This window comes from Hydrogenophaga sp. (assembly GCF_028698005.1).
In the GTDB taxonomy this organism is placed as follows: Bacteria; Pseudomonadota; Gammaproteobacteria; order Burkholderiales; family Burkholderiaceae_C; genus Hydrogenophaga.
The window spans coordinates 1-25,479 of sequence record NZ_JAQVEJ010000013.1; the positions used below are offsets into that span (position 1 = coordinate 1).

Here is a 25,479-nt window from a genome sequence, read left to right on the forward strand (position 1 = left end):
TGCGGCACTGGGTCGAACTGCTCGATGACGCGCTGGGTTGACACCGGGCGGCATTTTGCACGCCTGGGGGGTGATGTCGGCCCGGTGCCGGGGTGGGGGTATGCCGTCAGCCGCGGCAGGCGTTAAGCTGTCACCGGACCATCCTGGCCCCGCTACCGTGTACCGGGCGTCAGGGTGGGCCGTCGAACGTCAACACATCAGGAGCAATGCGCCATGGGATTCTTTAGCAACATTCTGGAAAAACTGGGCATGAAGGAGGCCGCCGCCGCCCCGGTCATCACGCCGCCGGCCGCCGCGGCCCCGGCACCCGCGCCGGCAACGCCGGTCGCCGCCGCCCCGGCAGCGCCCGCCGAACCCGTGGTGCAGCCCATCGCCATGGTGGACGTGATGGCCCTGCTGACGGAAAAGGCCGCCAAGCACCCCGAAAAACTCAACTGGAAAACCTCCATCGTCGACCTGCTCAAGCTGCTGGGCCTGGACAGCAGCCTGGCGGCACGCAAGGAGCTGGCCAAGGAGCTGTACTGCCCCGACGAACTGATGGGCGACTCGGCCAAGATGAACATGTGGCTGCACAAGCAGGTGCTGGGCCACGTTGCCGCCAACGGCGGCAACATTCCCAAGGAACTGCTGGACTGAGCCTGTCCCGCGCATCCTGTGCGCGCGGCAGGCGCCGGCAGGCGCCGGTCAGGCACCACAGGATGCGCACGGGGGCGATGCGGGGGCCGGACCGGCCTCACATGTTCAGGGCTGCCTCGATGTCGCCGGCCAGTTTGTCGGGCGCGTCCCGCGGCGCGTACCGGCGGATGACGCGGCCATCCCGGCCGACCAGGAACTTGGTGAAATTCCATTTGATCGCCTTGCTGCCCAGGATGCCGGGGGCTTCGGCCGTGAGCCAGCCATACAGGGGGTGGGCGCCGGCGCCATTGACCTGGATCTTGCCCATCATCGGAAAGCTCACGCCGTAGTGGCGCTGGCAGAAAGCCCCGATGGCTTCGTTGCTGCCCGGGTCCTGATGGCCGAACTGGTTGCAGGGGAAGCCCAGTACCGTCAGGCCCCGCTCACGGTACCGCTGGTACAGCGCTTCCAGGCCGCCGAACTGCGGTGTGAAGCCGCAGGCGCTGGCCGTGTTGACGATCAGCAGCACCCGGCCGCGGTATTGCGCCAGCGCCACGGGTTGTCCATCGATGGAGACGGCGTCGAAGTCGTAGGCGGTCGGCATGGCGGTGTGAAATATGTGACAAGGTGTGTCGGCTGGGCCACATGGGTGTGTCATTGCAGCGCCCTGTGGGTGGTTGGGCAGAAGGTATCTGCTGTGGGCGATGCCATACTCCGCGCAGTTCCCGATTGAACAACTTGGACTGACAGGATGAAACGCGCATTCACGGTGGCTCTGGTCGGGTTTGCCCAGCACGAATCGGCCACCTTCGAGGCCTTTTTCCGTCTGGCATCCCGGCGTCCGCCAGCCTATCACGTGCAGGATGAGGTCGTCGATGCCCAACTGCTGGTCGCCAACGCCGACAACGGCCAGGCCATGGACCTGCTGCGCCAGGCGCAACTGCCGGGGCGCGTGCTCCTGATCGGTCGCCACGATGGCGGAACCGGCTGGCCGCTGGTGCGCAAGCCGGTGAAGCTGGTGTCCGTGCTGGCGGAGCTGGACCGCCTGGCCGGGGTGCGCCCCGCAACGTCCGCAGGGCGGGCCGTGGTGCCTGCCGAGCCGCGCCTGGCCTCGCCGTTCAAGCCGCTGGAGGAAAGCATGCACCAGCCGCGTCGACCCCTGCAGCCACGCAGCCAGCCAGGCGCGCCCGAGACCGAGTTCCCGCCGACGCGCCTCATGGTGCGGCGCCCCGGGGCTGCGCCGGCCCGGACGCCGGCGGCGCCGCTGGTGCCCGAACCGTCGGCGCTGGCTCAGCGCATGGCCCGCCCGGGTGTGATCCGGCTCACCGATTTCGGCGGGCTGGAGGAGCTGCCGCTGCCCTCGCTCCGGCCGGCGAGCCGGCGGACCCGGCAGCCGGCGGACGAGATGCCGCGCGGCGACGCCCTGCTGGTGTCGGACAGCCTGGTCGAGGGCCGGATCCTGTACAGGCGCTTCGCGCGCTATGGCTTGAAGGTGGACTGGTCGCGCGAGGGCGGCCAGGCCGAGCAGATGCTGCGCGCGCACCCCTACCGGCTGGTGGTGATCGACCGGGTCACCGGCAACCCCGATGCCTTCCAGATCTGCCGGGTGGCGCGCCAGCAGCGGCTGCCCAACGGTCAGCCGCCCGCCGTCCTGATGTTCGCCACCCACGCGGGCAGCATGGACCGCATCAAGGCCGGTCTGGCCGGCTGCGACGCCTACCTGTCGCGTTCGGTGTCGGAGGCGGCGCTGTACCGGCAACTGGCCCAGCACCGCCTGGTCAGGCAGGATGTCTTTGCACCGACGGAGATCGTGTTTTCCTCCGGGGAAGGGGGCGTCCCTGCGGGTGCGGACGGTCCGGTGCGGTGATGCCTCACCCGTGCAGGTCGTCGCGGCGGGCGATGGTCAGCAGGCGGCGCAGCTCGTGCGGATGCCTGCGCACGTTGTGCCGGTACCACAGCGCGATGGCCCACATCATGCCGGCCACCAGCAGGCCGAAGCAGGTGATGGCCGCGAAGGCCGAGAGTCCGAAGCCGGTGGCCAGGCTGTAGAGAAAACCCAGGCCCAGGATGCAGGCCTGCTCGTTGAAGTTCTGCACCGCAATCGAGCGCCCGGCACCCATGAGGTTGTGGCCGCGGTGCTGCAGCAGCGCGTTCATCGGGACCACCAGGAATCCGCCCAGGCCGCCGAGCAGCACCAGGAACGGGGCGGCCACCCAGACGTTGTCGATGAAGTTCATCAGGATGACCAGCATGCCCATGCCGATGCCCAGCGGAATGACGCGGGTGGCATGGTCCAGCCGCATGCGCAGGGAGGCGAGGACGGCGCCCACCGCGGTGCCCAGGGCGACCACGCCCACCAGCGAGGAGGCCTGGGTGGTGGAGTAGCCCAGGGCCGCGCCGGCCCAGGCCAGCACGATGTAGCGCAGGTTGCCCGACACCCCCCAGAACAGGGTGGTCGTGGCCAGCGAGATCTGGCCCAGGCGGTCGCGCCAGAGCCGGTTGTTGCAGCGCCAGAAATCGGGCAGCAGGGCCAGCGGGTTGCGCGGCATGGGCCGCGGCGTGACGCCGGTCAGCGGGATGCGCAGGTTGAACGCTGCGGCCACGACATAGATGCCCGCGAGCACCGCGACGGCCGCCTCGGCGACGTGGCCGATCCCCACCATGCCCGCCATGTCCGTCGATGCCAGCAGGGACGACATCCCCGGGCCGACGAGCTGACCGCCGAAGAGCACCCCCAGGATGATGGAGGCTATGGTCAGGCCCTCGATCCAGCCATTGGCCTTGACCAGTTGCGAGGGCGGCAGCAGTTCGGTGAGGATGCCGTACTTGGCCGGCGAGTAGGCTGCCGCGCCCAGGCCGACCAGGGTGTAGGCCAGCAGCGGGTGTGTGCCGCCGAGCATCAGCAGGCAACCCACGATCTTGATGGCGTTGCTGATGAACATGACCCGCCCCTTGGGGTGGGCATCGGCGTAGGCACCCACGAAGGGGGCCAGCACCACGTAAAAAAGGGCGAACAGGGGCACCAGGGCGGCGCTCTGCCATTCGGGCGCGCCGTGGGTGCGCAACAGCTCGATGGCGACGACGAACAGCGCGTTGTCAGCCAGGGAGCTGAAAAACTGCGCTGTCATGATGGTGTAGAACCCGCGCTTCATGGGTGTGGGGGCGGTGCCGGTGACGGCCGGGGCCGCGCCGGATTCATCTCTTGATGGGCGAGTTGCTGACGATCTGTCCGGAATGGACAGCGGGTTATAGCACGCCGCTCCGCGCGCTTCGGGGCGGCCGGTGACGTATTACAGTGCGATTTTCCCTTCAGCCACCGCACCATGCCCCGTCCGATCCTTGCCACCATCCATTCTGCTGCCCTGCGCCACAACCTGGGTCAGGCGCGGCGGCGCGCACCCGATGCCCGTGTCTGGGCGGTGGTCAAGGCCAATGCCTACGGGCACGGGATCGAGCGCTGCTTCGAGGCCCTGCGTGGCGCCGATGGCTTCGCCTTGCTGGACCTGGCCGAGGCCGAGCGTCTGCGCGCACTGGACTGGCGTGGGCCGATCCTGCTGCTGGAGGGGGTGTTCGAGCCGCGCGACCTGGAGACCTGCTCGCGTCTGAACCTCTGGCACGCGGTGCACTGCGACGAGCAGATCGACTGGCTGGCCGCCCACAAGACCCAGCAGCCGCACCGGGTGTTTCTCAAGCTCAACAGCGGCATGAACCGCCTGGGGTTCCGGCCGGCGGCCTTGCGCGCGGCCTGGTCGCGGCTGAATGCCCTGCCGCAGGTGGACGAGATCTCGTTCATGACCCACTTCAGCGATGCCGACGGCACGCGGGGCATCGGGCACCAGGTGGCGGCCTTCGAGGCCGCCACCGCCGACCTGGCGGGCGAGCGCACGCTGTGCAACAGCGCGGCCATCCTGCGCCACGTCGACCACCCGCTGCGCGGCGTGGGGGTGTCGACGCTGGCGGCCGACTGGGTGCGCGAGGGCATTGCCCTGTACGGTGGTGCGCCCGATTACCCGGAGCACACGGCCGGGGACTGGGGGTTGCGGCCGACCATGACCCTGTCGAGCCGCCTGATCGGGGTGCAGCAGCTGCAGCCCGGCGACACGGTGGGCTACGGATCCACGTTCACCGCCGAGCGGCCCATGCGCGTCGGGGTGGTGGCCTGCGGTTATGCCGACGGTTACCCGCGTCACGCGGCTACCGGCACGCCGATCCTGGTGGCCGGCGTGCGAACCCGAACCATTGGCCGCGTCAGCATGGACATGCTGGCGGTGGACCTGTCGCCGCTGGACGAGGCCGGGGTGCCGGCGGGCATCGGCAGCGAAGTGGTGCTCTGGGGCGTGTCGCCCTCGACCGGCACAGCCCTGTCCATCGACGAGGTGGCGTGCGCGGCCGGCACGATCGGCTACGAGCTGATGTGCGCGGTGGCCAGCCGGGTGCCGTATTTGCTGGAGTAGTGTCCGATCGGTCGCGTGGCCTCAGACAGGTATTGTACTGTGGGGAGTATGCAGATATACTGCATCAGCCATAGGAAAATGCCATGCCTGCCCACCCACTGACCCCATTCCACACGCTCCCCGCGAGGGTTGCCGCCCTACCGCGCCGCCGTCTGCTGATGGCTGGCCTGGGGCTGGTGCTGTCTGCTGCCGGATGGTCGGCCGCGCCCGCCCGGGCGGCGGACGGGCCGCAGGTGGCGGTGATCACCGTTGGCGAGCGCGCTGTCGGTGAAGGGCTGGTGCTCGATGGCAGCCTGCAGGCCGTGCACCAGAGTGTGCTGTCGGCCCAGGCCAGCGGCCGCATCGCCAATCTGACGGTCAAGGCCGGCGACCGCGTCAAGGCCGGGCAGGTGCTGGCGGTGATCGATGACCGCGCCACCCGGGCCGGCGTGGCTCAGGCTCAGGCCGGGGTGGCGCAGGCCGAGGCGAACCTGGCCCATGCCCGCGCGGCCTTCGAGCGGGCGCAGGCCTTGCGTTCGCAGGGGTTTGTGGCGCAGGCGGCGCTGGACGCCGCGCAGGCGCAGTTCCGCGCGGCAGAGGCTGGTGCGGCGGCGGCGCGCGCCGGACAGACGCAGGCGACGGTGGCGCAGGGCTTCACCCGGCTGACGGCGCCTTATGACGGCTGGGTGCTGGCCACCCATGCCGAAGCCGGCTCGCTGGCCGTGCCGGGTGCGCCAGTGCTCACGGTCTATGCGCCGCAGCCGATCCGTGCGGTGGTGCATGTGCCGGCCTCGCAGCAGGCGCTGGCGGTGGCGGCGCGGCGCGTCGAGGTCCGTCTGCCCGGTGCCGATGCGCGCTGGGTCGAGCCGGTGGCGCGCACCAGCCTGCCGGCGGCCGATGCGGTGTCGCAAACGGTCGAGTGGCGGCTCGACCTGGGGCCGGACGATGGCGCCGGGCAGGTGCCCGGGCGACAGGTGCAGGTGCGCTTCGTTGGCGGAGACACCCAGCGGCTGACGGTGCCGGCGTCGGCGTTGCTGCGCCGGGGCGAGTTGACCGCGGTCTACGTGGCGACATCGCGCGGCCAAGGCCCGGGCGAGGACGGGTTCGTGCTGCGCGCCGTCCGTGTGGGCGCTGGCCGTGGCGAGGCGGGCGTCGAGATCCTGGCCGGGCTCAAGGCCGGTGACCGCGTGGCGCTGGACCCGGTGCGCGCGGGCCTGGCCGGCGCACGGCCGGTGGCGCGCTGAAGGGAACTGCCATGAGCCGATCTCCCGACACCGAGGCGCTGGGCTTCTCGGGCCGTGTGGCCCGGATGTTCCAGGCCAATGCCATCACGCCGCTGCTGGCGCTGGTGGCGCTGCTGCTGGGCCTGTTCGCCGTACTGGTCACGCCGCGAGAGGAAGAGCCGCAGATCAACGTGACGATGGCCAACGTCATCATTCCCTTCCCGGGGGCGTCCAGCGCCGACGTGGCGCAGATGGTGGCGCAGCCGGCCGAACAGGTGCTGGCGCAGATCCAGGGCATCGAGCACACCTTCTCGGTGTCGCGCCCGGGCGTGGCGGTGCTGACGGTGCAGTTCGAGGTCGGCGTGCCGCGCACCGAGGCGCTGGTACGCCTGTATGACGTGCTCAACGCCAACCAGGACTGGCTGCCGCCCGGCCTGGGCGTGATGGCACCCATCGTCAAACCCAAGGGGATCGATGACGTGCCGGTGCTGGCGGCCACGCTGTGGTCGCCCGATGGCGCCAGCGCGCATGAGCTGGAGCGCGTGGCGCGCGCGATCGAGGCCGATCTCAAGCGCGTGCCCGGCACGCGCGAGGTGACGACCATCGGCGGTCCGGGCCGGGCCGTGCATGTGTGGCTCGAGCCGAACCGGCTGCGCGAGCGCGGCGTGAGCGTGCAGGCCTTGCAGGCGGCCATCGCCGCAGCCAACCAGGCCATGCCCTCGGGCACGGTCGTGAATCCGGCGCCGGCGCCGGGTGAGCCCGGCATGCTCACGGTGGAGACGGGCGAGTTCCTGCGCAACGAGCAGGACGTGGGCGACATCGTGGTGGGTGTCACTGGCCGGGCGGGCGAGGGCCGCCCGATCTACCTGCGCGAGGTGGCCCGGGTCGAGGCCGGCGCGCAATTGCCGCAGCGTTATGTGTGGTTCACGCCGGGCGCGGCCGATACCGACCACGCGGACCGCCAGGGGCAGGCCTTCCCGGCCGTGACCGTCACCGTGACCAAGAAACCGGGCGAGAATGCGGTGGATGTGGCGCGCGATGCCGCCGAACGACTGGCGCAGTTGCGCAACGCGGTGATCCCGGACGGGGTCGAGGTGTCGATCACGCGCGACTACGGCCAGACCGCGGCCGACAAGGCCAACCAGCTGATCCAGAAGCTGGTGTTCGCCACGGCCAGCGTGATCGTGCTGGTGGGGCTGGCGCTGGGGCGGCGCGAGGCGGTGATCGTCGGCGTGGCGGTGATCCTCACGCTCACGGCGACGCTGTTCGCGTCCTGGGCCTGGGGTTTCACGCTCAACCGCGTCTCGCTGTTCGCGCTGATCTTCTCCATCGGCATCCTGGTGGACGACGCCATCGTGGTGGTCGAGAACATCCACCGCCATCGCCAGCTCGCGCCCGAAGCGTCCCTGCGGGTCATCATCCCGCGCGCGGTCGACGAGGTGGGCGGCCCCACCATCCTGGCCACCTTCACGGTGATCGCGGCACTGCTGCCGATGGCCTTCGTCACCGGCCTGATGGGGCCCTACATGGGGCCGATCCCGATCAACGCCAGCATGGGCATGGCGATCTCGCTGGCGATCGCGTTCACGGTCACGCCCTGGCTGGCGCTGAAGCTGACGAAGACCGGTCACCACGCCGACCACGGCCCGGGCCGCCTCACGCGCGGCCTGCAAAGCGCCTTCACGAAAATCCTCACGCCCTTCCTGCACAGCGCCCGCAAGCGCTGGCTGCTGCTGGCCGGCATCGTGGCCGCGCTGATGCTGTCGGTCGGGCTGGCGCTCGTCCAGTGGGTGGTGCTCAAGATGCTGCCCTTCGACAACAAGAGCGAGTACCAGGTGGTGCTGGACATGCCCGCCGGCACGCCGCTGGAGGGCACCGCCGCCGCGCTGCAGGACCTGACGGCCTGGCTCGCGCGCCAGCCCGAGGTGGCCAACGTGCAGGGCTACGCCGGCACGGCCAGCCCGATCACCTTCAATGGCCTGGTGCGCCAGTACTACCTGCGCGCCGAGGCCGAGGGGGGCGACCTGCAGGTCAACCTGGTGGGGGCGGGCGAGCGCCGCGAGCAAAGCCACGCCATTGCGCAGCGCCACCGCCCCGAGCTGGAGCGGATCGCCGCCGCGCACGGTGCGCGCCTGAAGGTGGTGGAGGTGCCGCCGGGGCCACCCGTGATGTCGCCCATCGTGGCGGAGGTGTACGGCCCCGACGAGGCCGGCCGCGCCGAGCTGGCACAGCGCATCGCCCGGGCCTTTGGCGATACGCCCGATATCGTCGCCATCGACACCTCGCTCAAGGACAGCGCGCCGCGCGCCTTCCTGCGCATCCAGCGCCAGCGTGCCGAGTCGCTGGGCATTCCGGTGCAGGCGATTGCACAGACGGTGCATGGCGCGCTCTCGGGCACGGACGCGGCCTGGCTGCACGATGGCCAGACCAAGATCCCGGTGCCGGTGCGCCTGCAACTGCCGCGCGAGGCGCAGGTGGGACTGGACGCGCTGCTGGCGCTGCCCATGCGCTCGGCGGCCGGCACCATGGTGCCGCTGTCAGAGCTGGTCACGGTGGAGCGCGGCGTGATCGACCAGCCGCACCACACCAAGAACCTGCTGCCTGTGAGCTACGTGTTCGGCGACATGGCCGGCCGCACCGATTCGCCGCTGTACGGCCTGTTTGGCATCCGGCCGCAACTGCAGACGGCCGCGTTGCCCGACGCTGGTGCCCTGGGCGAGTACTGGATCCGCCAGCCCGCCGATCCCTGGCGCGAATACGCCGTCAAGTGGGACGGTGAGTGGCAGATCACCTACGAGACCTTCCGCGACATGGGCGCAGCCTATGGTGTCGGCCTGATCCTGATCTACCTGCTGGTGGTGGCGCAGTTCAAGAGCTACCTGACACCGCTGATCATCATGGCGCCGATTCCGCTGACCATCATCGGCGTCATGCCCGGCCACGCGCTGCTGGGCGCGCAGTTCACCGCCACCTCGATGATCGGCATGATCGCGCTGGCCGGCATCATCGTGCGCAACTCCATCCTGCTGGTGGACTTCATCGAGCTGGAGACCGTCCGCGGCATGCCCTTTGCGCAGGCGGTGGTGCGTTCGGCCGCGGTGCGCGCCCAGCCCATCGCGCTGACGGGCATTGCCGCCATGATGGGCGCCTTCTTCATCCTCGACGACCCGATCTTCAACGGTCTGGCGATTTCGCTGATCTTCGGCATTGCGGTGTCCACGCTGCTGACGCTGGTCGTGATCCCGGTCCTGTACTACGCCCTGTACCGCCGGCGCCACGAGGCGCAGGCGGCCGCCTGAATTCCTTTCCTGAACCCCAACCCAAGGAGTCTGCAATGACTGTCGAACGTTACATCCGCATCCTGGCCGGCTTTGTGGTCATGCTTTCGCTCGCGCTGGGCGTCGAGGGCAGCCCGATCTTCGTGAACAAGTGGTTCCTGGCGCTGACCGCCTTCGCCGGATTCAACCTGTTCCAGTCGGGCATCACGGGCTTTTGCCCGCCGGCCTTCCTGTTCCGCAAGCTGGGCGTGCCCGATGGCAACGGCGCCTGCAGCACCGGCAAGCGGTGAGCGGGGGCCGGCCTCGGGGTGGCGGTGTGGTAGAACTGCCCGCACCGGCCGTTTCGTTTCCTGATCGTTCCCGCCTGCCATGTCCAGTCCCACACCCTTGAAATTTCTGATGCCCGGCTGGTTCGCCACCGTCATGGGCCTGTGCGGGCTGGCGCTGGCCTGGTACCGCGCCCAGGGCCTGCTGGGCGAGATGGCCGGGGCGGTGTCGTTGCTGATCGGGCTGCTGGCGGCGGCGGTGGCGGTGCTGCTGCTGGCGGCTTCGCTGCTGCGCTGGCAGCGCTACCCGCAGGCGCTGGCCGAGGACCTGAAGCACCCGGCGCGGCATGCCTTTGTGGCGGCGCTGCCGGTGTCGCTGCTGCTGCTGGCCACCGTCGGGGTGGTGCACGATGGCGCGGCCGGGGCCCTGGCCGGTCTGTGGCGCGCGCTGTGGTGGCTGGGCAGTCTGGGCCAGTTGTGGGCGACGTTGTGGGTGCTGGGCCGCTGGCTGGCGCCGGTGGCGCTGGTGCCCGCGGGCGCGAATGCCGGCGGTCTCTGGCCCTCGGTGACGCCGGTGCTGCTGATCCCGGTGGTGGGCAATGTGGTGGTGCCGCTGGCGGGTCTGCCGCTGGGGCATGAGCTGTGGTCGGCAGCCCAGTTCGGCATCGGCGCCTTGCTGTGGCCGGTGGTGATCGGCCTGGTGCTGGTGCGCCGGCTGGCGCACAGCCCGTTGCCTGACCGGCTGCTGCCGGCCTGGTTCATCACCATCGCGCCTCCCACGGTCATCGGCCTGGTGCTGCTGCAGATGCGGGCGCCGCTGGCGGTGGTGGCCGGCCTGTGGGGCGTGGCCCTGTTCTTCCTGCTGTGGCTGCTGCCGCTGGCGCGGCGCATCGCCGGTCAGCCGTTCGGCGTGCCGTTCTGGGGCCTGTCCTTCCCGCTGGCCGCGCTGGCCACGCTGACGCTGCGCCTGAGCCAGGAGCGGCCTGAGCTGGGCCTGCTGCAGACGTTCGCGGTGCTGATGCTGGCGGCCAGTTCGATGGTGGTGCTCTGGCTGTGCGTTGCCACGGTGCGTGGCCTGCGCGACGGCACCTTGCTGGCGCCCGAGCCGGTGGCCATGATCGCGCCGGCGTCCTGAATGCCGGGGCTGGCCGGAAGCACTTGTGACTGGAACCGGGGTAATCAGCGAGAAGGTGGCCTCAATAATCGGATGAGGCAGGCCAATGGGGTCTGCGCCATGTTCCGAGGCTGATGACCGACCTGTTTTCCATTCTGCTGCTGGCCGCCGCGGCCTTTGGTGCCGGTGTGCTCAACGCCATCGCCGGTGGCGGCAGCTTCCTGACGTTCCCCGCGCTGGTGTTCACCGGCGTGCCCCCCATCGTGGCCAACGCCACCAGTGCCTTGGCGGTGAGCCCGGGCTACCTGGGCAGCACCCTGGGGTTCCGCCCCGAACTGCGCGCCCTGCCATCGCGACGCCTGGGGCGTGAGGCGGCGATCTCCGGCCTGGGCGGTCTGCTCGGTGCCGGCCTGCTGCTGGTCACGCCGGCCAGCGTATTCGCCGGCATCGTGCCCTGGCTGCTGCTGTTCGCGACGGCCCTGTTCGCCGCCGGGCCGGTGATCGCGCGCCGCGCCCGGGCCATCGGTGGCACGGCCGATGGGGCGGCCCACGGACGCGAGGCCGGCTTGCTGGCCGTGGCCATCTACGGTGGCTACTTCAACGGTGGCCTGGGCATTTTGCTGATGGCGCTGTACACCGTCGCCGGGGAGTCGCGCATCCACACGGTCAATGCGCTCAAGAACCTCAATTCCCTGGTGCTGTCGTGGCTGTCGGTCGTGGCCTTCATCGTGGCCGGTGCCATCGCCTGGCGGGAGGGCATGGTGATGATGGTGGCAGCGACCCTGGGCGGCTACGCCGGTGCCCGCTGGTCGCGCCGGCTGCCGGCGGCCTGGGTGCGCGCGGGTGTCATCGCGACCGGGCTGGTCATGAGTGCCCTGTTCTTCCGGTTGGCGATGGGGTAGGGAAAAGCAGAGAATGCTGGTCGCAACGTCCGAAAGTGTCGATGAACAGCGAGCTCAACTACAAGCATCTCTATTACTTCTGGGTCACGGCCAAGGAAGGGGGCATGTCGCATGCGGCGGCGCGTCTGGGCATGGCCGTGCAGACCATCAGCGCGCAGGTGCGCCAGCTCGAGCGCGAACTCGGGCATGCCCTGTTCAAGCCGGCCGGCCGCGGGCTGGCACTGACCGACGCCGGCCGGACGGCACTGCAACTGGCCGAGCAGATCTTCCAGCTGGGCGAGCAACTGCCCGCCGTGGTGCGCCATGCCGCCAGCCAGAATGGCCTGCGCCTGGCCGTCGGCATATCGGGCGGTCTGCCCAAGCTGGCGGTGCGCGACCTGCTGGAGCCGGTGATGAACGAGCCACGGCTGCGCCTGCTGTGCCACGAGGACGATTTCGACGACCTGCTGGCCGATCTGGCACTGCACCGGCTCGATGTCGTGCTGTCCGACCGCCCGGCACCGGCCAACCCCAATCTGCGCCTGTACAGCCACGCGCTGGGAGCCTCGCCCCTGGCCTGGTTTGCGCCGGCCGGCTGGCTGGCCGCGGTGTGCCAGGACTTCCCGGCCAGTCTGGACCGGGTCGACGTGTTGCTGCCCACCGCCCACGCCTCGGTGCGCTTGCGGCTGGACCAGTGGTTCGAGCGCAAGGGGGTGTCGCCGCGTGTGGTGGGCGAGTTCGAAGACAACGCCTTGATGACCACGTTCGGTGCCTCGGGCATGGGGGTGTTCCCGGCACCCGAGCGCATGCGCGACAGGCTGGCCAGCGCCTACGGCCTGCAGTGGGTCGCCCCGTGCGATGGCGTGCAGGAGCATTTCTATGCCATCAGCACCGCGCGCAAGGTCCAGCACCCGCTGGTGCAGCGCCTGCTGGAAGCGCACCTGGATGCCCCGCGCGGGGCGTTCAACGACTTGCCGCAACCCCTGTGATGGCGCGCGGCATGGTGTACGACGCGGGACGGCAGCCATGAAGGGGCAGGCCCTGGCGCTGCTGCAGGTGGGTGTGCTGTTTGCGCTGACGGCACTGGCCGAGATCGTGGGCTGCTATCTGCCCTGGCTCGTGCTGCGCCAGGGCAGATCGGCGCTGTGGCTGCTGCCGGCCGCGGCATCGCTGGCGCTGTTCGCCTGGCTGCTGACACTGCACCCGGCGGCGGCCGGCCGCACCTATGCCGCCTACGGCGGCATGTACATCACCATTGCCCTGATCTGGTTGCGCATGGTCGACGGCGTGGTGCTGACGCGCTGGGACGGGCTCGGTGCCGCGCTGGCGCTGGCCGGCATGGCCGTCATTGCCCTGCAGCCCGCCGCGCGCTGAGCGGGGGCGGGCGAACCGGTCGCCTCGCGATCAGGCTATGCTTGTGCCGTGGCCGACTTTGCCAGGGATGGCGATCGTCCCGCCCATCGCCATCAGCACAGCCGAGGAGACAACGGACGCATGAGCAGCAGCACCACGTTCGATCACATCGTCATCGGGGCCGGCACCGCCGGCTGCCTGATGGCCAACCGGCTCAGCGCCGATCCGCAGCGCAGGGTGCTGCTCATCGAGGCGGGCGGCAAGGACGATTACCACTGGATCCACATTCCGGTCGGCTACCTGTACTGCATCGGCAACCCGCGCACCGACTGGCTGTACCAGACCGAGCCCGATCCGGGCCTGAACGGCCGCACGCTGCGCTACCCGCGCGGCAAGACGCTCGGGGGCTGCTCCAGCATCAACGGCATGATCTACATGCGCGGCCAGGCGCGCGACTACGAACAGTGGGCCGCCCTCACGGGTGACGACGCCTGGCGCTGGGGCAACTGCCTGCCCGACTTCATGGCGCACGAGGACCACTGGCGGCTCGATCCGGCGCAGCAGGGCCAGTCCGATCCGGCGTTCGCCGCGCGACATGGCAACAAGGCCTCGGGCAGCACGGGCGAGTGGCGCGTGGAGAAGCAGCGCCTGCGCTGGGACATCCTTGACGCCTTTGCCCAGGCGGCGCAGGAGGCGGGCATCCCGGCCACGAGCGACTTCAACGGCGGCGACAACGAGGGCGTCGGCTACTTCGAGGTCAACCAGAAGGCCGGCTGGCGCTGGAACGCGGCCAAGGCCTTCCTGCGACCCACCTGCACGAGTCGCCCGAATTTCACCCTCTGGACCGGCGCACAGGTGGCGGCACTGATCACCGAGACCGGTCCCGACGGCGCGGTGCGCTGCACCGGCGCTCGGATCTGGAACGGCCGGGAGATGGTCGAGGCCCGCGCCACGCGCGAGGTCATCGTGTGCGCCGGCAGCATCGGCTCGGCGCAGATCCTGCAACTGTCGGGCATCGGCCCGGGCGAGCTGCTGCACCAGCACGGCCTGCCGGTGGTGCACGACCTGCCCGGCGTGGGCGAGAACCTGCAGGACCACCTGCAGATCCGGGCGGTCTACAAGATCCGCGGTGCCACCACGCTCAACACCCTGGCCAGCTCGGCGCTGGGCAAGGCGCGCATCGGTCTGCAATACCTGCTCACGCGCAGCGGCCCCATGAGCATGGCGCCCAGCCAGCTCGGCGCCTTCACGCGCAGTGACCCCTCGCGTCCGCACGCCAACATCGAATACCACGTCCAGCCGCTGAGCCTGGACGCCTTCGGCGAGCCGCTGCACGGCTTTCCGGCCTTCACGGCCAGCGTGTGCAACCTCAATCCCACGAGCCGCGGCCATGTGCGCATCCGCAGCCCGCGCTTCGAGGACGCGCCGGCGATCGCGCCGTGCTACCTGAGCACCGAGGAGGACCGCCGCGTGGCGGCCGACAGCCTGCGCGTGACGCGGCACATCGTGTCGCAGAGCGCGCTGGCCAGGTTCCAGCCCGAGGAATACAAGCCGGGTCCCCAGTACCAGACCGACGAGGAACTGGCGCGGCTGGCCGGCGACATCGCCAGCACCATCTTCCACCCCGTCGGCACCACGAAGATGGGCGCGGCCGACGACCCGCTGGCGGTGGTCGACAGCCATCTGCGCGTGCGCGGCGTGGCCGGCCTGCGGGTGGTCGATGCCGGCGTGATGCCCACCATCACCAGCGGCAACACCAACAGCCCGACGCTCATGATCGCCGAGAAGGCGGCGCGCTGGGTGCTGGCCGGCACCTGAACAGGTCCTAGCGCAGACGGCCGATGTAGCGCTGGGACAGCGAGTCGCCGGCCGGGGCCGGGACGGGGGCGATACTGTCGGCCACCACGGCATCGACCGTGGGCACCGCCGGGTCGTCGCGGGGCGGACGGCTGGCGCGCGCCGGCTCGGTCAACTGCATCAGCGTCTCGACACGGGCAGCCAGCGGCAGCAGGTCCACATGGCCGTCCTCTTCCGCGCAGGCACGGGCAAATGCCACCATGGCGCGGGCGTATTCCACATTGCTGGCCATCCACTCGGTGTCGGTCACGCGGCCAGTCTTGCGGCGCAGCAGCACGTGCAGGTGCGCGGCCGCGGCAAGTGCTTCACTGTGGGGCATGTTTGCGCTCCTCAACCATAACGATGCCGGGTACCGAGCATTTCTTGTGCCAGATGAGGGTAACTCCCGATGCGCCGCCTTGGTGCATGGCCTACAGTATGGCCACTCGCTGCAGTGCCAAGGCACTGTGTACCGCGGGGGACCGAGGAGACATAATCTAAAACTCGAACGACATTGATCGATCAGCGTCCCTGAGAGATGCCAGACATGCACAACCGGCCCACAAGGCCGGTTTTTTTTGGGCGTCTTCAGGCCGACGGCAGCTCGATCACGAAGCGCGCGCCGCCCCCTTCGCGTTCCTCGCAGCGCGCGCTGCCGCCATGGCGCTGGGCGATCGTGCGCACCAGTGCCAGCCCCAGGCCGACGCCACCCTCGCGCTCGCTGGCACCGGGCAGGCGGAAGAAGGGCTCGAAGATGCGTTCGCGCAAGGCGGCCGGCACACCCGGTCCGCGGTCCTGCACCACCAGGCGCAGGTGTGGCCCCTGCGCATCGCTGAACCGCTCCAGCCGCAAGGTGACGGCCGCTTCACCGGCCTCGGTGGCCGCCGTCCCCGTGCCGTAGCGGCGGGCATTTTCCAGCAGGTTGCGCACCAGCCGGCGCAGCAGCCGCGGGTGGCCTTGCACCAGCAGGGGGGCGCTGCCCTCGGCGATCTGCAGGTCGGCCCCCGTGCGTGCGCACTCCTCGGCGGCCAGACCGATCAGGTCGATTTCCTCGGTCGGCCCCAGGGCCTGCGGGTCGTCGGCGCGCGCATCGAGCCGGCTGGCCAGCAGGATCTCGTCGATCAACTGGTCCAGCTCCTCGATGCTGCGCGACATCTCGGCGCGCTGTGCGGCGGTGCCCGGGTCATGGCCCAGCAGTTCCAGGCCCATGCGCAGGCGTGCCAGTGGCGAGCGCAACTCGTGCGAGGCGTTGGCCAGCAAGGACTTGTGCGACAGCAGCAGGGTCTGTACCCGTTCGGCGGCGGCGTTGAAACGCCCGGCCAGGAAGGCCACTTCGTCGTGGCCCTGCACCGGCAGGCGGGTGCTGAGGTCGCCTCCGCCCCAGCGCTCGACGCCGCGTTGCAGCACCTCAAGCCGCTTGGTCAGGCGCCGCACGATGGGGTAGGCGCCCAGCGCGACGGCCAGCGCCACCAGCGTGAGCATCCAGAAAAAACCGGGGGTCGTGCGCAGCCACTCGTGGGCGCGGCCGCCCATCAGGGGGCTTTCCGGGGGGCGTTTGGCTCGGGGCAGCTGGATGTACAGCATCTGCCCGTCCTTCATCTGCACCTGGAATTCCAGCCCGGCACCGGGCACCCGCACCGCCTGTGCCGGGGCTTGCGCCAGAATGTCGCCGCCGCCGTTGCGGATGATGATGGTGCGCCCGGTGCGGCTGTCGTTCTGGGCGCGCTCGAAATCGAGCGCCATCTGCCAGAGCCAGCCCACGACCAGCGTCAGCACCGCGACCGCCGCCACCACGGCCAGCCAGATGCGCAGGTACAGCCTTTGGCCGAGAAAACCCCGGGTCACCGTCAGACCCTCCCGCGCAGCGGGGGCGCGTGGAGGCCGACGATCCCGCCGCCGGGCCGCCCCAAGGCGGGATCAGCCCCCTCGGGGGGCAGCGACCCGCGCAGCGGTGGAGCGTGGGGGCTTTTTTTCATGCCTGTTGCTTCGCGAACACGTAGCCCACGCCACGCACCGTGAGGATGCGTTTGGGGTCTTTGCTGTCATCTTCGATGGCGTTGCGGATGCGTCCCACGTGCACGTCGATCGAGCGGTCGAAGGCCTCCAGTTCGCGCCCGCGCACGGCCTCCATGATCTGGTCGCGCGTGAGCACGCGGCCGGCGCGCTCGGCCATGGCCACCAGCAGGTCGAACTGGTAGGAGGTGAGTTCGCAGGCCCGGCCGCGCACCTGCACGGAGCGGGCATCGCGGTCGATCTCCAGCGAACCGAAACGCAGCACGGGCGTGATGCGCTCGGCCGGGACGGCACCTTCGCCGCGGCGGCGCAGCACGGCGCGCACGCGGGCCAGCAATTCGCGCGGCTCGAAGGGTTTGGGCAGGTAGTCGTCGGCACCCAGTTCCAGCCCGATGATGCGGTCCATCGGGTCACCCTTGGCCGTCAGCATCAGCACCGGGGTGCGGGCCAGGCCGTTGGGCAGCGCGCGGATGCGGCGGCACACTTCCAGGCCGTCGATGCCCGGCATCATCAGGTCCAGGATGACCAGCGCCGGCTGGATCAGCGGTAACTGCTCCAGACCGGTTTCGCCGTCGCCGGCGTGGGTCACCTCGTAGCCGGACTGCGCCAGGTAGGCCGAAACCATCTGGGCCAGGCGGGCATCGTCCTCGATCATCAGCAGGCGGGAAGTCATGCGTTCAGTGTAGCGGGCAGAACAAAAAAAGATCCCATGCGCCACCGCCTTGTCCCGAGGGCGTGCGCGCCCTGGGGCGGGCCGGTGGCCCGGGAGGGATACCGTCATCTTGCCTTCGGGGTGTGTCGCGCGCTTGCCGCCAGCGTAAAGAAATGTGAATGGCCGCGGGGATGTCAGCGCGGCCCCGCTGCCGCGGCTGCCGCCGGTGGCACGGCGCGCGCCGCCAGCGCGATCAGCGCCAGCACCGGCAGGCCCAGCGCGGCGGTGCCGATGAAGAAGCTCGTGTAGCCATGGGCATCGACGAAGGCGCCGGAAAAACCGGCCAGCCACTTGGGCGCCAGCAGCATCATCGAGCTGAACAGGGCGTACTGCGTGGCCGAGTAGCTCACGTTCGTCAGGCCCGAGAGGTAGGCGATGAAGGCGGCCGAGGCGATGCCGGCGCTGAGGTTGTCGGCCGAGACGACGGCGATCAGCGCGGTGACGTCGTGGCCGTGGCCGGCCAGCCAGGCGAACAGCAGGTTGGTGGCGGCCGACAGCAGCGCGCCCAGCATGAGCACGCGCATCACGCCCAGGCGCAGCGACAGCGCACCGCCCACGAAGGCGCCCGCCAGCGTCATGATCACGCCGTACACCTTGGTGACGGCGGCCACCTCGTCCTTGCTGTAGCCCATGTCGACGTAGAACGGGTTGGCCATGATGCCCATCACCACGTCGCTGATGCGGTAGACGCCGATCAGCGCCAGGATCAGCACGGCGTGCATGCCGTGGCGGCGCAGGAAGTCCGCGAAGGGCTCGACGAGCGCGCCGCGCAGCCATTCGCGCGCGTTGCGCGCGGGCGGCTGCGGTGCCGGCACCGGTTCGCGCGAGAACAGCACCGTGAGCACGCCCACCGCCATCGACGCGGCCATCACCAGGTAGGCGGTGGCCCAGGCGCCGTTCTGGTAGGCGGCGCCGTCCAGGCCGGCCGGTGCCTCGGCGCGCGCGGCCAGCCACAGCACGCCGGCGCCGGCCCAGATCATGGCCAGCCGGTAGCCGGTCTGGTAGGTGGCGGCCAGCACGCCCTGGTGGCGGGTGTCGGCCGACTCGATGCGGAAGGCGTCCAGCGCGATGTCCTGGGTGGCCGAGGCGAAGGCCACGGCCAGGGCGCACCAGACCATGGTGTCGAGCGCGCCGCGCGGGTCGGCCAGCGCCATGCCCGCGAGCGCGGCCATGATGGCCAGTTGCGAGACCAGCAGCCAGCTGCGCCGCCGGCCCAGCCAGCGCGTGAGCAGCGGGAGGGGCAGGCGGTCCACCAGCGGTGACCACACCCATTTGAAACCGTAGGCCAGCCCGACCCAGCTCAGGTAGCCGATGGTGGTGCGGTCCAGCCCGGCCTCGCGCAGCCGGAAGCTCAGCGTGCCCAGCACCAGCAGCAGCGGCAGCCCGGCCGAGAAGCCGAGCGCGAACATGCGCAGGCTGGCAGGCTCGAGGTAGGCACGCAGCGTCTCGCCCCAGGTCGGGCGTGGCTCGGTGTCGCTGGCGGATGGGGGACGCGTGACGGGGTGCTCGGGCATCGGCAGGGCAAGGATGCGCGCCAGCGGCGCGTGGTTTGCCTATTATTGACGCATGTGCATCCTCTGCGATTTCAAGTCATCCGCTGCCGTCCGGGGTGACGGCGGCAGCCACCGCTGGTCGGCGCGCCGGGGCTTCCTGAAAGCGGCCGCTGCCGGTGCGGCCACGGCCGCGGGCGGCGCCGCGCTGGCACAGGTGGACGTGGGCAAGTCCTCGTCGCTGCGCAAGCTGGTGCCGGCCGAGACGCTGGAAAATGCCGCCAACCAGCAATACCTGCAGATGCTCCAGGAGGCCAGCGGCCAGAAGGCCCTGCTGCCGGCCAGCGACCCGCAGGTGCAGCGTCTGCACGGCATCGCCCGGCGCCTCATCCCGTTCACGGCGGCCTGGAACGACCGCGCCAGACAGTGGAAGTGGCAGGTCAACCTGATCCGCAGCGAGCAGATCAACGCCTTTTGCATGCCGGGCGGCAAGATCGCCTTCTACACGGGCATCCTGGATCAACTCCGGCTGACCGACGACGAGACGGCCATGATCATGGGCCACGAGATGGCGCATGCGCTGCGCGAGCACGCGCGCGAGCGGGTGGCCAAGAGCACCGCCACCAGCGTCGGCCTGCGCCTGGGCGCGGCACTGCTCGGCCTGGGCGAGCTCGGCGACGTGGCGGCCAACCTGGGCGCGCAGCTGCTCACGCTCAAGTTCAGCCGCGAGGACGAAAGCGAGGCCGACCTGGTCGGTCTGGAGCTGGCCGCGCGCGGGGCCTTCCAGCCCCGGGCCGGCGTCAGCCTGTGGCAGAAGATGGCCGCCGTCCAGCAGGGCAAAGGCATCGAGTTCCTCTCGACCCACCCCAGCGGCCCGGCCCGCATCCGCGAACTGGAAGCCAACGTGCCCAAGGTCCAGCGGCTGTATGAACAGGCCGCCCGGCCGCCTCGCTGAGGCGACCTGAACCGGTCAGTCCCGCACGTAGGGGTTGAAGCGCCGTTCCTCGCCGAACGTGCTCTCCGGCCCGTGGCCGGGGATGAACACGGTGTCGTCGCCCATGGGCCACAGGCGCTCCCGGATGCTGCGGATGAGCTGGGCGTGGTCGCCCTGCGGGAAGTCGGTGCGGCCAATGCTGCCGGCGAACAGCACGTCGCCGACGAAGGCGCGCCGCGCCTCGGGCGAGTGGAACACCACATGGCCGGGTGTGTGGCCGGGGCAGTGGCGCACGTTGAGCGTGCAGTGGCCGATGCGCACCGTGTCGCCGTCGGTCAGCCAGCGTGTGGGGGTGAAGTGGCCGGCCGGCGGGAAGCCGAACATCTGGCTTTGCCGGGGCAGGCCATCGATCCAGAACTGGTCGCCCGGGTGCGGGCCGATGATGGGCAACTGCAGGCGTTCGGCCAGCGCCGCCGTGCCGCCGGCGTGATCGATGTGGGCGTGGGTCAGCCAGATGGCCTTGAGCGTGACGCCCAGCTGAGCGGCCTCCGCCTCGATGCGGTCGAGGTCGCCCCCCGGGTCGATGACGGCCGCTTCCATGGTCTCGTCGCACCAGACGATGGAGCAGTTCTGGGCGAAGGCGGTCACGGGGATGGTGCGGTACTGAAGCATGGCGGTCGTCGTGGGGTCCGGGATGGCGTGTCAGCGGATGAGTCCGCGCTGGCGCAAGGCGGCGATCTGCTCATCGCTGTGGCCGAGTTCGCGCAGCACGGCGTCGGTGTCCTCGCCCAGGTGGGGCGCGGGGTGGCGTATCCCGCCCGGTGTGGCCGAGAGCTTGGGCACGATGCCGGGCACGTCGAGTTCGTGGCCGTCGCGCGTGCGCTGCGTCAGGATCATGTCACGGGCCCGGTAATGCGGGTCTTCGGCAATGTCCCGGGCGGTGTAGATGCGGCCCGCCGGCACGTTCACGGCGTCCAGCGCGGTCAGCACCTCGCTCACCGTGCGCTGCCCGGTCCAGTCGCCGATGGCACCGTCGATCTCGGCCACGGCGGCCACGCGGCCGGTGTTGTGGGCCAGATCGGGCCGCTCGCCCAGGTCGGGCCGGCCGATCGCCTTCATCAGGCGCTTGAAGATGCTGTCGCCGTTGCCGGCCACCAGCACCTGGCCGTCGGTGCAGCGGTAGGCGTTGGACGGCGCGATGCCGGGCAGCGCGCTGCCGGCGGGCTCGCGCACCGCGCCGAAGGCGCTGTACTCGGGCAGCAGGCTTTCCATCACGTTGAACACCGCCTCGTGCAGCGCGACGTCGATGACCTGGCCGCGGCCGGTGGCGTGCCGGTGATGGAGCGCCGCCAGGATGCCGATGACCCCGTGCAGCGAGGCCAGCGTGTCGCCGATGGACACGCCACAGCGCACCGGCACACGGCCCGGCTCGCCGGTGAGGTGGCGCAAGCCGCCCATGGCTTCGCCGACGACGCCGAAGCCCGGCTTGTCGCGGTAGGGGCCGGTCTGGCCGTAGCCGGAGATGCGCAGCAGGATCAGCCCCGGGTTGGCGGCCGCCAGTGTCTCGTAATCCATGCCCCAGGCCTCGAGCGTGCCGGGGCGGAAATTCTCGACCAGCACGTCGGCCTGCGCGGCCAGCGCGCGCGCGATCGCCTGGCCTTCGGGCTGGCGCAGGTCCAGCGCGATGGAGCGCTTGTTGCGCGACTGCACCTGCCACCAGACCGAAGTGCCGTCCTGGATGAGACGCCACTGGCGCAGCGGATCGCCCCCTTCGGGCGGCTCGATCTTGATCACGTCGGCGCCGAAGTCGCCCAGGGTCTTGGCGGCGAACGGGCCGGCAATGAGCTGGCCCATCTCGAGCACCTTGAGGCCCTGCAGCGGGCCGGCGGTCGTGGCGGTCGGGGTACGGGTTTCGGTCATGGGTCGGGGTGCGGCGGCATGCGAAAGCGGCATCTTAGACCGGTCTGGCATCGCGCCACCGGCCTTCGGCGCACAGGCGCCGCATCAGCTCCAGCGCCAGGCCGCTGACGGCCAGGCAGGCATTGGAGCGCGGAATGTGGGCAGAGGCGCACAGCGCGATCACGCGTTCCAGCCGGGGCGGCGCCACCGGCGTGGCGCGCAGCAGGCCGGCGTCGATCTCGGGCAGCAGCGGCATCACCGGCAGCAGCGTGCGGCCCAGGCCGGCCAGCAGGCTGGTGCGCAGGATGCTGACCGAGCTGATGTCGGCGAACACCTGCGGTGGCGGCAGGCCGGCCGCTTGCGCCGCCGCCTCGATGATGGGCCGCACGCCGTGCGGGCTGGCCGGCAGGATCAGCGGATGGGCGAGCGCCTGCTTCAGTCCGATGCGGCGGCCGTTGCCCACGGGTTTGAGGCTCGCCGGCTCGATCAGCGAGAGCTGTTCGCTGAGCACGCGGGTGACCGCCAGGCCCCCCAGGCTGCCGTCGTCGAACAGCGCCGCCAGCTGGATCTGGCCCGTGCGCAACTGGCGTGACAGGTTGCCCGTCAGCTCCTCGGTCAACTCCAGCTCCACCAGCGGGAAGCGCTGGCGCACCTCGCGCAGCAGTGGCAGGGCCAGCGCCTGCGAGGCGCTGTGCGGGATGCCGAACACCACCTTGCCGGCCGGTGCCTCGGAGACGCTGCGCGCGCTGGCCGCGGCCTCCTCGGTCTGGCGCAGGATGGCGACCGCATGCGGGAAGAAGCGCTGCCCGGCCTCGGTCAGCTCCACGCCCCGGCGCGAGCGGTGGAACAGCGCCGTGCCCAGCTCGTCCTCCAGTTGCGCCAGCTGGTGGCTCAGCGCCGACTGCGCCACGAACACCTTCTCGGCCGCCTTGGTCAGGCTGCCGCTGTCGGCGATGGCGACGAAATAGCGCAGCTGCCTCAGTTCCATGGGGTGCGTCCCGGTTGATCCATCTGAAATCCAGATGGTAGCGTCTCAATTCTGAATTGGACAGATGGAATGCCAAGGCGTCCAATAGCGCCATCGACGTTGCCGGATCGCCGGCCGCACCGGCAGCCACAAGCCGCCGTTTCCCTGGCCACACGGGCCACCGCGGTCGGTGGACACGCCTCACATCGCAGGCGCGCAAACGACGCACCCCCCACCCGGGGGTGCCTCGATACCCTGGTGTTCAGAGGCGGAAGCCGTACTCCACCGTCAGCGGCGCGTGGTCGCTGAACTTCTCTTCCTTGTAGATCGATACCGAGCGCGCGTGCTCGGCGATGGCCGGTGTGGCCAGGTGGTAGTCCAGACGCCAGCCCACGTTCTTGGCATAGGCCTGGCCGCGGTTGCTCCACCACGTGTAGCAGGCATCGGTGGTGTCGGGCTGCAGGCGCCGGTACACATCGACCACCCCGGCCTCGTTCAGGAGCCGGGTCATCCAGGCGCGCTCCTCGGGCAGGAAGCCGCTGTTTTTCTGGTTGCTCTTCCAGTTCTTGAGGTCCTTTTCGGTGTGCGCGATGTTGACGTCGCTGCAGACGATGAACTCGCGCTGCGCCTTCAGGCCCGCCAGGTGCGGGTACATCAGGTCCAGGAAACGGTATTTGGCCTCCTGCCGCTCGGGCCCGGAGGAACCGCTGGGAAAGTACACGCTGATGATGGACAGCCGGCGCTGCGGCGTGTCGAAGCGCAGCTCCACCCAGCGGCCCTCGGCATCGAACTCGCCGCCGCCGTCGAAGCCCACGATCACGTCGCTCGGCTCGTGGCGGGTATAGACGCCCACGCCCGAATAGCCCTTTTTCCGCGCGAAGTGGAAATGCCCTTGCAGGCCGGCGATCTGCTCGAAGCGGCCGCTCACATCAGGCGCCTGGGCCTTGATTTCCTGCACGCAAATACAATCGGGTGCGTGTTGTGCCAGCCAGGCTTCCAGTCCCTTGGAAGTGGCCGAACGGATGCCGTTGAGGTTGAGGCTGGTCAGTTTGAACAAGGACTCTCCGATGGTGTCAGATCAGGGGGCGGCGGGCGGTGAAGCGCTGGCGCAGGATTTCGTGCAGTTCTGCGTCGATGCCGGCGCGCTGCGCTTTGGCGAATTCAAGACCAAGGCAGGGCGGTTGTCGCCGTATTTCTTCAACGCCGGCCTGTTCGACGACGGCGCCAAGCTCGGGCGCCTGGCGCAATTCTATGCAAAGGCCCTGCTGGCCAGCGGCATCGAATTCGACATGATCTTCGGCCCCGCGTACAAGGGCATTCCCCTGGGCGCGGCCGTGGCCATCGAGCTGGCCCGCCTGGGTCGCAACGTGCCCTTTGCCTACAACCGCAAGGAAGCCAAGGACCACGGCGAGGGCGGCACGCTGGTGGGTGCCCCCCTGCGCGGCCGGGTGCTGATCGTGGACGACGTGATGAGCGCCGGGACGGCGGCGCGCGAGTCGATCGCCCTGATCCGCGCGGCCGGTGCGACGCCGCACGCGGTCGCCATCGCGCTGGACCGCCAGGAGATGGCCACCGAGGTCGGCCCGGATGGCGTGGTTCGTGATGTTCCCCACAGTGCGGTCCAATATGTGCAGCGCGAACTGGGCATGCAAGTCTGCGCCATTGCGAGGCTCGCCGATTTGATGCAGTATCTGGTTACACATGCCGGTGATGACTTGGCGGTCCACCGCGAGCGGGTGCTGGCTTACCGCCAGCGCTACGGCGTGCAGTGAATGAGGATCCGAGCTTTTGTCAGACGTGCCGAGACCAACCACCTGCCTTGTTCTGCTGGCTGCCGCTGTCGGCCTGTCGGCAGCGTTGCCGCGGTCGGTCCTGGCCCAGACGGGCTCGGCAGGGATCTACACCTGCGTCGATGCCTCGGGGCGCCGCATCACGTCCGACCGGCCGATTACCCAGTGCCTCGACCGCGAACAGCATGAACTGACGGGCAGTGGCACGGTCAAGCGGGTGATTCCGCCCAGCTACACGGCCGAGGAGCGTGCCCGTCTCGAGGCCGAGCGTCGTCGCGAGGCCGAGATCCAGGCCCGCATCGCCGACGAGCGCCGGCGCGACAAGGCGCTGTTGCTGCGCTACCCGAACAAGGCCGTGCACGACAAGGAGCGTGCCGAGGCGCTGGCCCAGATCGATGCCGTGGCCCTGGCCGTGAACCGCCGGGTGGAGACGCTGCAGGACCAGCGCCGCGACATCGACAGCGAAATGGAGTTCTACCAGAAGGACCCGGCGCAGGCGCCCGCCTGGCTCAGGCGCAAGCTCGAGGACAACCAGCAGGAGATGGACACGCATCGGCGTTTCCTGCAGGCGCAGGCCGACGAGAAGGCGCGCGTGGGCGCCCGCTTCGACGACGAACTCGCGCGCCTGCGCAAGCTCTGGCAGGAATTCGGCGTGCAGCAGCCCTAGGTGCCTGT

At 70.0% G+C, this 25,479-nt stretch carries 24 protein-coding genes; 14 read left to right on the forward strand and 10 right to left on the reverse strand.

The features are described from left to right. Window positions 1-213: 213 nt before the first annotated feature. A complete protein-coding gene (locus tag PHQ87_RS02655; RefSeq protein WP_300230912.1) occupies window positions 214-636 on the forward strand; it encodes a DUF3597 domain-containing protein in 423 nt (140 codons plus the stop codon). Window positions 637-733: 97 nt separating this feature from the next. On the opposite strand, the gene PHQ87_RS02660 is transcribed toward PHQ87_RS02655, so the two are convergent. Continuing rightward, complete coding sequence (locus PHQ87_RS02660) at window positions 734-1,219, reverse strand: glutathione peroxidase (RefSeq protein WP_300230914.1); 486 nt, start codon at window positions 1,217-1,219, stop codon at window positions 734-736. A gap of 147 nt (window positions 1,220-1,366) precedes the next feature. On the opposite strand from PHQ87_RS02660, the gene PHQ87_RS02665 reads away from it, so the two are divergent. Further along, complete coding sequence (locus tag PHQ87_RS02665; RefSeq protein ID WP_300230916.1) at window positions 1,367-2,482, forward strand: hypothetical protein; 1,116 nt, start codon at window positions 1,367-1,369, stop codon at window positions 2,480-2,482. A gap of 4 nt (window positions 2,483-2,486) precedes the next feature. On the opposite strand, the gene lplT is transcribed toward PHQ87_RS02665, so the two are convergent. Then, complete coding sequence (gene lplT / locus PHQ87_RS02670) at window positions 2,487-3,767, reverse strand: lysophospholipid transporter LplT (protein ID WP_300230918.1); 1,281 nt, start codon at window positions 3,765-3,767, stop codon at window positions 2,487-2,489. Window positions 3,768-3,938: 171 nt separating this feature from the next. Here lplT and alr point away from each other — a divergent pair, with 171 nt between their 5' ends. From alr to PHQ87_RS02715, 9 genes are all read left to right on the forward strand, one after another. Beyond that, window positions 3,939-5,069, forward strand: coding sequence for an alanine racemase (gene alr / locus PHQ87_RS02675; protein WP_300230920.1), 1,131 nt, complete (start codon window positions 3,939-3,941; stop codon window positions 5,067-5,069). Between the two features lie 83 nt (window positions 5,070-5,152). Continuing rightward, window positions 5,153-6,292, forward strand: coding sequence for an efflux RND transporter periplasmic adaptor subunit (locus tag PHQ87_RS02680; RefSeq protein ID WP_300230922.1), 1,140 nt, complete (start codon window positions 5,153-5,155; stop codon window positions 6,290-6,292). A gap of 11 nt (window positions 6,293-6,303) precedes the next feature. Next, the gene (locus PHQ87_RS02685; RefSeq protein ID WP_300230924.1) at window positions 6,304-9,570 is read left to right on the forward strand and encodes an efflux RND transporter permease subunit; all 3,267 of its coding nucleotides are present in this window, start codon (window positions 6,304-6,306) and stop codon (window positions 9,568-9,570) included. 35 nt (window positions 9,571-9,605) lie between these two features. Next, a complete protein-coding gene (locus PHQ87_RS02690) occupies window positions 9,606-9,839 on the forward strand; it encodes a DUF2892 domain-containing protein (RefSeq protein WP_300230927.1) in 234 nt (77 codons plus the stop codon). Between the two features lie 109 nt (window positions 9,840-9,948). After that, window positions 9,949-10,950, forward strand: coding sequence for a C4-dicarboxylate ABC transporter (locus PHQ87_RS02695; RefSeq protein ID WP_300230930.1), 1,002 nt, complete (start codon window positions 9,949-9,951; stop codon window positions 10,948-10,950). A 113-nt stretch (window positions 10,951-11,063) separates the two neighbouring features. Continuing rightward, window positions 11,064-11,831 carry a sulfite exporter TauE/SafE family protein gene (locus PHQ87_RS02700; RefSeq protein WP_300230932.1) on the forward strand — a complete coding sequence of 256 codons (768 nt, stop codon included), beginning with the start codon at window positions 11,064-11,066 and terminating at the stop codon, window positions 11,829-11,831. 41 nt (window positions 11,832-11,872) lie between these two features. Further along, entirely contained in the window at window positions 11,873-12,799 is a 927-nt protein-coding gene (locus tag PHQ87_RS02705; protein ID WP_300230935.1) for a LysR substrate-binding domain-containing protein, read from the forward strand. Window positions 12,800-12,851: 52 nt separating this feature from the next. Continuing rightward, entirely contained in the window at window positions 12,852-13,184 is a 333-nt protein-coding gene (locus PHQ87_RS02710; protein WP_300230980.1) for a YnfA family protein, read from the forward strand. A gap of 120 nt (window positions 13,185-13,304) precedes the next feature. Then, on the forward strand, window positions 13,305-14,981 hold the full coding sequence (locus PHQ87_RS02715; RefSeq protein ID WP_300230937.1) for a GMC family oxidoreductase N-terminal domain-containing protein: 1,677 nt from the start codon (window positions 13,305-13,307) through the stop codon (window positions 14,979-14,981). 7 nt (window positions 14,982-14,988) lie between these two features. Here PHQ87_RS02715 and PHQ87_RS02720 read toward each other — a convergent pair whose 3' ends face one another. From PHQ87_RS02720 to PHQ87_RS02735, 4 genes are all read right to left on the reverse strand, one after another. Next, the gene (locus tag PHQ87_RS02720) at window positions 14,989-15,339 is read right to left on the reverse strand and encodes a hypothetical protein (protein WP_300230940.1); all 351 of its coding nucleotides are present in this window, start codon (window positions 15,337-15,339) and stop codon (window positions 14,989-14,991) included. Window positions 15,340-15,587: 248 nt separating this feature from the next. Then, complete coding sequence (locus PHQ87_RS02725) at window positions 15,588-16,844, reverse strand: ATP-binding protein (RefSeq protein WP_300230942.1); 1,257 nt, start codon at window positions 16,842-16,844, stop codon at window positions 15,588-15,590. A gap of 127 nt (window positions 16,845-16,971) precedes the next feature. Then, window positions 16,972-17,685, reverse strand: a complete 714-nt coding sequence (locus PHQ87_RS02730) for a response regulator transcription factor (protein WP_300230944.1) — start codon at window positions 17,683-17,685, stop codon at window positions 16,972-16,974. A gap of 173 nt (window positions 17,686-17,858) precedes the next feature. Further along, on the reverse strand, window positions 17,859-19,238 hold the full coding sequence (locus PHQ87_RS02735) for an AmpG family muropeptide MFS transporter (RefSeq protein ID WP_300230946.1): 1,380 nt from the start codon (window positions 19,236-19,238) through the stop codon (window positions 17,859-17,861). 52 nt (window positions 19,239-19,290) lie between these two features. Here PHQ87_RS02735 and PHQ87_RS02740 point away from each other — a divergent pair, with 52 nt between their 5' ends. Then, window positions 19,291-20,169 (forward strand): M48 family metallopeptidase, encoded by an 879-nt coding sequence (locus tag PHQ87_RS02740; protein WP_300230948.1) that lies wholly within the window; start codon window positions 19,291-19,293, stop codon window positions 20,167-20,169. Window positions 20,170-20,184: 15 nt separating this feature from the next. Here PHQ87_RS02740 and PHQ87_RS02745 read toward each other — a convergent pair whose 3' ends face one another. From PHQ87_RS02745 to PHQ87_RS02760, 4 genes are all read right to left on the reverse strand, one after another. Continuing rightward, window positions 20,185-20,820, reverse strand: coding sequence for an MBL fold metallo-hydrolase (locus tag PHQ87_RS02745; protein WP_300230950.1), 636 nt, complete (start codon window positions 20,818-20,820; stop codon window positions 20,185-20,187). A 30-nt stretch (window positions 20,821-20,850) separates the two neighbouring features. Then, complete coding sequence (locus tag PHQ87_RS02750) at window positions 20,851-22,068, reverse strand: CaiB/BaiF CoA-transferase family protein (RefSeq protein ID WP_300230952.1); 1,218 nt, start codon at window positions 22,066-22,068, stop codon at window positions 20,851-20,853. 34 nt (window positions 22,069-22,102) lie between these two features. Beyond that, complete coding sequence (locus PHQ87_RS02755) at window positions 22,103-23,035, reverse strand: LysR substrate-binding domain-containing protein (RefSeq protein WP_300230954.1); 933 nt, start codon at window positions 23,033-23,035, stop codon at window positions 22,103-22,105. Between the two features lie 241 nt (window positions 23,036-23,276). Continuing rightward, complete coding sequence (locus PHQ87_RS02760; RefSeq protein ID WP_300230957.1) at window positions 23,277-24,071, reverse strand: exodeoxyribonuclease III; 795 nt, start codon at window positions 24,069-24,071, stop codon at window positions 23,277-23,279. Between the two features lie 10 nt (window positions 24,072-24,081). Between PHQ87_RS02760 and pyrE the strand changes: the two genes are divergently transcribed. Both pyrE and PHQ87_RS02770 read left to right on the forward strand, forming a co-directional pair. Then, the gene (pyrE, locus tag PHQ87_RS02765) at window positions 24,082-24,786 is read left to right on the forward strand and encodes an orotate phosphoribosyltransferase (protein ID WP_300230960.1); all 705 of its coding nucleotides are present in this window, start codon (window positions 24,082-24,084) and stop codon (window positions 24,784-24,786) included. A 25-nt stretch (window positions 24,787-24,811) separates the two neighbouring features. Then, the gene (locus PHQ87_RS02770; protein ID WP_300230963.1) at window positions 24,812-25,471 is read left to right on the forward strand and encodes a DUF4124 domain-containing protein; all 660 of its coding nucleotides are present in this window, start codon (window positions 24,812-24,814) and stop codon (window positions 25,469-25,471) included. Window positions 25,472-25,479: the final 8 nt, after the last annotated feature.

Bases quoted from the DNA above. Each gene is read 5' to 3' on its own strand.
- PHQ87_RS02705 (WP_300230935.1), top strand. From the start codon at position 11,873: ATGAACAGCGAGCTCAACTACAAGCATCTCTATTACTTCTGGGTCACG.
- PHQ87_RS02715 (WP_300230937.1), top strand. From the start codon at position 13,305: ATGAGCAGCAGCACCACGTTCGATCACATCGTCATCGGGGCCGGCACC.
- lplT (WP_300230918.1), bottom strand. From the start codon at position 3,767: ATGAAGCGCGGGTTCTACACCATCATGACAGCGCAGTTTTTCAGCTCC.
- PHQ87_RS02735 (WP_300230946.1), bottom strand. From the start codon at position 19,238: ATGCCCGAGCACCCCGTCACGCGTCCCCCATCCGCCAGCGACACCGAG.
- alr (WP_300230920.1), top strand. From the start codon at position 3,939: ATGCCCCGTCCGATCCTTGCCACCATCCATTCTGCTGCCCTGCGCCAC.
- PHQ87_RS02665 (WP_300230916.1), top strand. From the start codon at position 1,367: ATGAAACGCGCATTCACGGTGGCTCTGGTCGGGTTTGCCCAGCACGAA.
- PHQ87_RS02695 (WP_300230930.1), top strand. From the start codon at position 9,949: ATGCCCGGCTGGTTCGCCACCGTCATGGGCCTGTGCGGGCTGGCGCTG.
- pyrE (WP_300230960.1), top strand. From the start codon at position 24,082: ATGGTGTCAGATCAGGGGGCGGCGGGCGGTGAAGCGCTGGCGCAGGAT.
- PHQ87_RS02655 (WP_300230912.1), top strand. From the start codon at position 214: ATGGGATTCTTTAGCAACATTCTGGAAAAACTGGGCATGAAGGAGGCC.
- PHQ87_RS02720 (WP_300230940.1), bottom strand. From the start codon at position 15,339: ATGCCCCACAGTGAAGCACTTGCCGCGGCCGCGCACCTGCACGTGCTG.
- PHQ87_RS02740 (WP_300230948.1), top strand. From the start codon at position 19,291: ATGTGCATCCTCTGCGATTTCAAGTCATCCGCTGCCGTCCGGGGTGAC.
- PHQ87_RS02685 (WP_300230924.1), top strand. From the start codon at position 6,304: ATGAGCCGATCTCCCGACACCGAGGCGCTGGGCTTCTCGGGCCGTGTG.
- PHQ87_RS02680 (WP_300230922.1), top strand. From the start codon at position 5,153: ATGCCTGCCCACCCACTGACCCCATTCCACACGCTCCCCGCGAGGGTT.
- PHQ87_RS02660 (WP_300230914.1), bottom strand. From the start codon at position 1,219: ATGCCGACCGCCTACGACTTCGACGCCGTCTCCATCGATGGACAACCC.
- PHQ87_RS02755 (WP_300230954.1), bottom strand. From the start codon at position 23,035: ATGGAACTGAGGCAGCTGCGCTATTTCGTCGCCATCGCCGACAGCGGC.
- PHQ87_RS02730 (WP_300230944.1), bottom strand. From the start codon at position 17,685: ATGACTTCCCGCCTGCTGATGATCGAGGACGATGCCCGCCTGGCCCAG.
- PHQ87_RS02690 (WP_300230927.1), top strand. From the start codon at position 9,606: ATGACTGTCGAACGTTACATCCGCATCCTGGCCGGCTTTGTGGTCATG.
- PHQ87_RS02745 (WP_300230950.1), bottom strand. From the start codon at position 20,820: ATGCTTCAGTACCGCACCATCCCCGTGACCGCCTTCGCCCAGAACTGC.
- PHQ87_RS02700 (WP_300230932.1), top strand. From the start codon at position 11,064: ATGACCGACCTGTTTTCCATTCTGCTGCTGGCCGCCGCGGCCTTTGGT.
- PHQ87_RS02750 (WP_300230952.1), bottom strand. From the start codon at position 22,068: ATGACCGAAACCCGTACCCCGACCGCCACGACCGCCGGCCCGCTGCAG.